The 4,512-nt window shown below is 73.9% G+C and carries 7 protein-coding genes; 5 read left to right on the forward strand and 2 right to left on the reverse strand.

Annotation, left to right across the window (positions count from 1 at the left end; genetic code table 11):
* Positions 1-65 precede the first annotated feature (65 nt).
* Positions 66-851, reverse strand: a complete 786-nt coding sequence (locus ACOV8S_RS04355; protein ID WP_448316192.1) for an aminoglycoside adenylyltransferase domain-containing protein — start codon at positions 849-851, stop codon at positions 66-68.
* 182 nt (positions 852-1,033) lie between these two features.
* Complete coding sequence (locus ACOV8S_RS04360) at positions 1,034-1,285, reverse strand: hypothetical protein (protein WP_448316193.1); 252 nt, start codon at positions 1,283-1,285, stop codon at positions 1,034-1,036.
* A gap of 119 nt (positions 1,286-1,404) precedes the next feature.
* Between ACOV8S_RS04360 and ACOV8S_RS04365 the strand changes: the two genes are divergently transcribed.
* From ACOV8S_RS04365 to ACOV8S_RS04385, 5 genes are all read left to right on the forward strand, one after another.
* A complete protein-coding gene (locus ACOV8S_RS04365; RefSeq protein WP_448316194.1) occupies positions 1,405-1,659 on the forward strand; it encodes a DUF6332 family protein in 255 nt (84 codons plus the stop codon).
* A gap of 53 nt (positions 1,660-1,712) precedes the next feature.
* The gene (locus ACOV8S_RS04370) at positions 1,713-2,270 is read left to right on the forward strand and encodes a dihydrofolate reductase family protein (RefSeq protein WP_448316195.1); all 558 of its coding nucleotides are present in this window, start codon (positions 1,713-1,715) and stop codon (positions 2,268-2,270) included.
* Between the two features lie 129 nt (positions 2,271-2,399).
* Complete coding sequence (locus tag ACOV8S_RS04375; RefSeq protein ID WP_448316196.1) at positions 2,400-2,840, forward strand: SRPBCC family protein; 441 nt, start codon at positions 2,400-2,402, stop codon at positions 2,838-2,840.
* Positions 2,841-2,872: 32 nt separating this feature from the next.
* Positions 2,873-3,817: an aldo/keto reductase gene (locus ACOV8S_RS04380; protein ID WP_448316197.1), complete on the forward strand. Its 945-nt coding sequence runs from the start codon at positions 2,873-2,875 to the stop codon at positions 3,815-3,817.
* Positions 3,814-4,476 (forward strand): acetoacetate decarboxylase family protein, encoded by a 663-nt coding sequence (locus tag ACOV8S_RS04385; RefSeq protein WP_448316198.1) that lies wholly within the window; start codon positions 3,814-3,816, stop codon positions 4,474-4,476. The genes ACOV8S_RS04380 and ACOV8S_RS04385 overlap by 4 nt, the downstream gene beginning before the upstream one ends.
* Positions 4,477-4,512: the final 36 nt, after the last annotated feature.

Consider the following 4,512-nt stretch of genomic DNA (forward strand, 5'->3'; position numbering starts at 1 on the left):
GCCGTCGCGGGACGACCGGCGATCGCGGACCGGTCCGCCGCCGCGGGCCGGCCGGCCGCCGCGGATCAGCCGGCGAAGGACTCCGCGTAGGCGGCGAAGGCGTACGCCGCCTCCAGGGAACCCGGCCGGGGCGGGTCGGCCGGGTCCCAGCCGCGGCCGCGGTCCTCCAGTACCTGGGTGAGCAACGGCTGCCATCGAGGCGCCAGTTCGGCCGCGCCCCAGGCCAGCGCGCCCGGCTTGGACGCCACTTCACCGGTGCTCAGCGAGTACAGCATCCGGCAGTACGTCGTCACCGTGTACCGCTGGGTCCAGGCCAGGTCGAAGGACGCCCAGGTCCGGATGGAGCCCAGCAGCCCCGGCAGTTCGGCCCGCGCCTCGGCGCGCACCGCCCCGGGCGGGACCTCGTCGACCACCTCGGCGACCGGGGGGCCGGCCAGGGTGATGCCGTGGTTGCGCAGGATCCACCGGGCGTGCGCGCTGTTGCAGTGGGTGTCCCAGGTCAGCTCCCGGTGACCGTGGTCGTTGAACAGCCACGGCGTGCCGAGACCCGTGACGTCGCGCAGGGAGGCGGTGTCGGCGTAGGAGCCCTCCAGGTGCTGCGTCCAGTGGCCGGGGCGCAGCGGGATGCCGTCGTGGAGCCGGCGCAGCGCCGACTCCGTGGCGCCGGACGGCAGGCGGGTGGCGGCGACGACGAAGTCGCAGTCGCTGTGCCGGTCCCCGGCGCCGAGGGCGAACGAGCCCTGCACGTAGGCGCCGACGAAGGTGTCGCCGAGGATGTCGCGGACCGAGCGGGTCAGGTCGCCGAGGAGCGCGTCGAGCTCCTCGAAGGGGGTGAAGCGGGTGGGACGCATGCGGAAGTCTCCGTGCCCGTGTGAGTGCCGATGGACGGTTCGCGGGCGCGGCGAAAAGCAGGAGGCGTCACCCGGTCCGGGTGACGGACCGGGGCCGGATCGCCGCGCTCAGAGGGCGCGGCGGGTGCGGTACGCGGCGAAGCAGCAGAAAGCCATGCGTGCAGGGTAACCCCGTGCGCGGGTCAGCGGCGGCGCCGCCCGTGACCGGGGCCGTCCGGCGACGGGCGGGGCGGCGTGCGCTCCGCCTGCACCCGCACCTCCTGGTACGCCTCGTGGGAGGTGACCCGGAACGCCTCCTCCCAGGACGCGAGCGCGGCGGAGGCCGCGGCCCCGGCGGTGCCCCGTCGACGCACCCGGCGGGCCAGCCAGGCGAAGGCGGCGACAGCGACGGCCAGGCCGCCGAGCACCAGCAGGGGAGGAAGGAGAACGTCCATGGGGCGGTCAGCCTAGCCAGTCGTTCCCCGTGGTGGTCGAGCTGTTCGTACGAGTCAGCGGTCAGGGGCCAACTGGCGGCGCTGGAAGCCGCCTTGACCGGGATGTGAGACTTGCAGGCATGGACATGGGGCGTGAGTCGCGATGGGAGAAGGACGCGATGACGGTGGAGATCGTCTTCGCCCTGGTGACGGCCGCCGTACTGGCCGGGTCGATTCTCGCCGTCGCCTGGACCCTCGGCCTGACCCTCGGCCTCTCCGGTGCGGCGGAGAGCCGCGTGAGGGCGGTGGGCGCACTGCTCGCAGCTGTGGCCGGGGTGTGGCGCCTGATACGGGTGCTGCTCCGCTTCGACAGGCAGCGCCGCATGGGCCGCTGACCACGGGCCTGCGTGGCGGCCTCCGGCCCACCCACACCACCCGAAGGAGACCCGTGGCAAAGCTCGTCTACTCGATGATCACCTCGCTCGACGGTTACGCGGAGGCGGCGGAAGGAAGCCTCGGCGTCGGGGCGGACGATCCGGAGGTGCACACCTTCGTCAACGACGTCTTCCGTCCCGTCGGCACGTACCTCTACGGCCGGCGGATGTACGAGACGATGGTGTTCTGGGAGACCGCGCACACCGAGCCCGACCTGCCGCCGCACATCCTGCGGTACGCCCGCGACTGGCAGGCCGCGGAGAAGGTCGTGTACTCCACGACGCTGGAGTCGGTGTCCAGCGCGAGGACCAGGATCGAGCGGACCTTCGACCCGGACGCGGTGCGCGAGCTCAAGGCCGCGGCCGAGCACGACCTGACCGTGGACGGTCCGAACCTCGCGGCCCAGGCGATCAGGGCCGGCCTGGTGGACGAGTACCACCTGTTCATCACCACGAGCGTGGTCGGCGGCGGCAAGCGGTTCTTTCCCGACGGCGTGCGCCTCGATCTCGAACTGGTCGAGGAACGCACCTTCGCGAGCGGACTGATCTACGCGCGCTACCGGACCCGCTGAGCCGCGCCGGCCGGACACCCTTGGTCGGGTGTCGGGTGCCGGGTGCCGGGTGCCGGGTGCCGCACCCGGGCTGTGGCCCCTACGGTGGAGGCCGGGCGACCGGTCCGGACGGAGACGAAGGGGAGAGCGATGGGGCCGCAGGTCATCGAGCACACCGAGCACACCACGGCCGCCCCGCGCGTCGTGCACGCGCTGCTGCGGGACGGGGCCGGGTGGCCCGTGTGGTCACCGCTGGACTCCTTCACCCTCGAGTCCCCGGCGCCGGGCGGCGGCGAGGGCGTCGGCGCGGTGCGGGTCTTCCGGACCGGGCGGCACGTCTCGCGGGAGCGGATCGTGGCCAGCGAGCCGGACCGGCACTTCGCCTACGTGCTGCTCTCCGGGCTCCCACTGAGGGACTACCGGGCGGACGTCGTGCTGACCCCCGGCGCGGGCGGGGGCACGGAGATCCGGTGGCGGTCGGTCTTCCGGGCGAAGGTGCCGGGGACGGGGTGGATCTACCGGTGGGCGCTGGGCCGGTTCGTGAAGGACGTCGTGCAGGGCCTGGCCCGGCACGCGGCGGCCACCGGCTGACCGCCGCCGCGGCTCTGTGCGATCATCCGCCGATGACCTCCACGCCCACGCACCCCGTCACCGCCGAGGCGTCCGGAAGCTGGACCCTCGGTGACCTGCCCGTGCGCCGGATCGGCTTCGGCGCGATGCGGTTGCCCCAGACCGGGACCGCCCTGATACCCGACGCCGTGCCCCGCGACCGCGGCGCGGCGATCACCGTGCTGCGCCGCGCGGTCGACCTCGGCGTCAACCACATCGACACCGCCGACTTCTACTTCTCCCCGCTCCGTTCCGCCAACGAGCTCATCAACAGCGCGCTCGGCGGCCCCTATCCGAGCGACCTGGTGATCGCGACCAAGGTGGGGCCACGACGCGCCGCCGACGGCGCCTGGGCGGCCGCCGCCACGCCGTCGGAGCTGCGGGGCCAGGTCGAGGAGAACCTGCGCCAGCTCGGGCGCGACCACCTGGACCTGGTGTACCTGCGGATGATGGGCCAGGACTCGGCGGCCGACCACTTCGGCGCGCTCGCGGAGCTGCGCGAGGCAGGTCTGATCCGCCACCTCGGGCTCTCCAGCATCCGGCCGAAGCACCTCGACGAGGCCCGGGAGATCGCGCCCGTGGTGAGCGTCCAGAATCCGTACGGGCTCGGATACAACGCCCACCAGGCGGAGTTGCCGGCCCGCTGCCGTGAACTGGGCATCGCCTTCGTGCCGTTCTACAGCCTTGCCGGCGCGGCCAAGGAGGACGGGCGGGGAGACGGCGAGCTCCCGGAGGTCTCCGCGGTGGCCCGTGCGCACCGGGCCACGCCCGCCCAGGTCCGCATCGCCTGGACCCTCGCCCAGGGACCGCAGATGCTGACTATCACCGGCACCGGCGACCCGGACCACCTGGCCGCCAACGTCGCGGCGGGAGCGCTCAGGCTGTCGGACGAGGAACTCGCCCTGCTCGACCGGGCCCACCGCCGCGGCGACACGGGGCCGGGCACCATGGGGGAATGAGCGAAACCGAACCCTTCCCGCCCGAGCCGTGGGACCTGCGGGGCCGGATGCACGTCGGTCTCCGGCAGGTCCGTCCGAGCAGGCTGCCGAAGTGGCCGCTGCCCGAAGGGGTGCGCCCGCTGGCCGTGGGCGGACGCCGCCTCCTGCTGACCTTCTGCGTCGACTACTCGCCCGAAGGGACCCTCGCCTACCGCGAGTTGCTGGTGGCGCTCGCCGTCCGGCAGGGGCGGCGGATCGGATGCACGGCGGTGGCGGTCTGGGTGGACAGCGAACAGTCCAAGGCCGGCGGCCGCACTCTGTGGGGCATCCCCAAGGAGATCGGGCACTTCACCTGGGAGCCCGGGGCGGGCCCGCCGGGCACGGAGCACGTGACGCTCCGGGCCCCGGGGACGGGCGAGGTCCGCGCCGCGTTCCGGCCGGGGCGGACGCTGCCCGGCCGACTGCCCATCCGCACCCGTCTCCTGCAGGAGGCGGACGGGGAGGTGCTGGCCGTCCCCGCCCACCTCACCGGCAGGCCGGCGCCGACCAGGACGTCCTTCCGCCCCGACCCCGCGGGGGAGCTCGCCTTCCTGGGCGAGGGCCGCCCCTTGCTGTCGTTCACCCTGGAGGACTTCAGGTTCCGGGTCGGGTTCCGGCCCCCGCGCGAGCGGCTCGGCTGAGGCGGTCGCCCCACTCGCGCGCCTTCTCCACCATTT

Source organism: Streptomyces sp. CO7 (assembly GCF_053474865.1).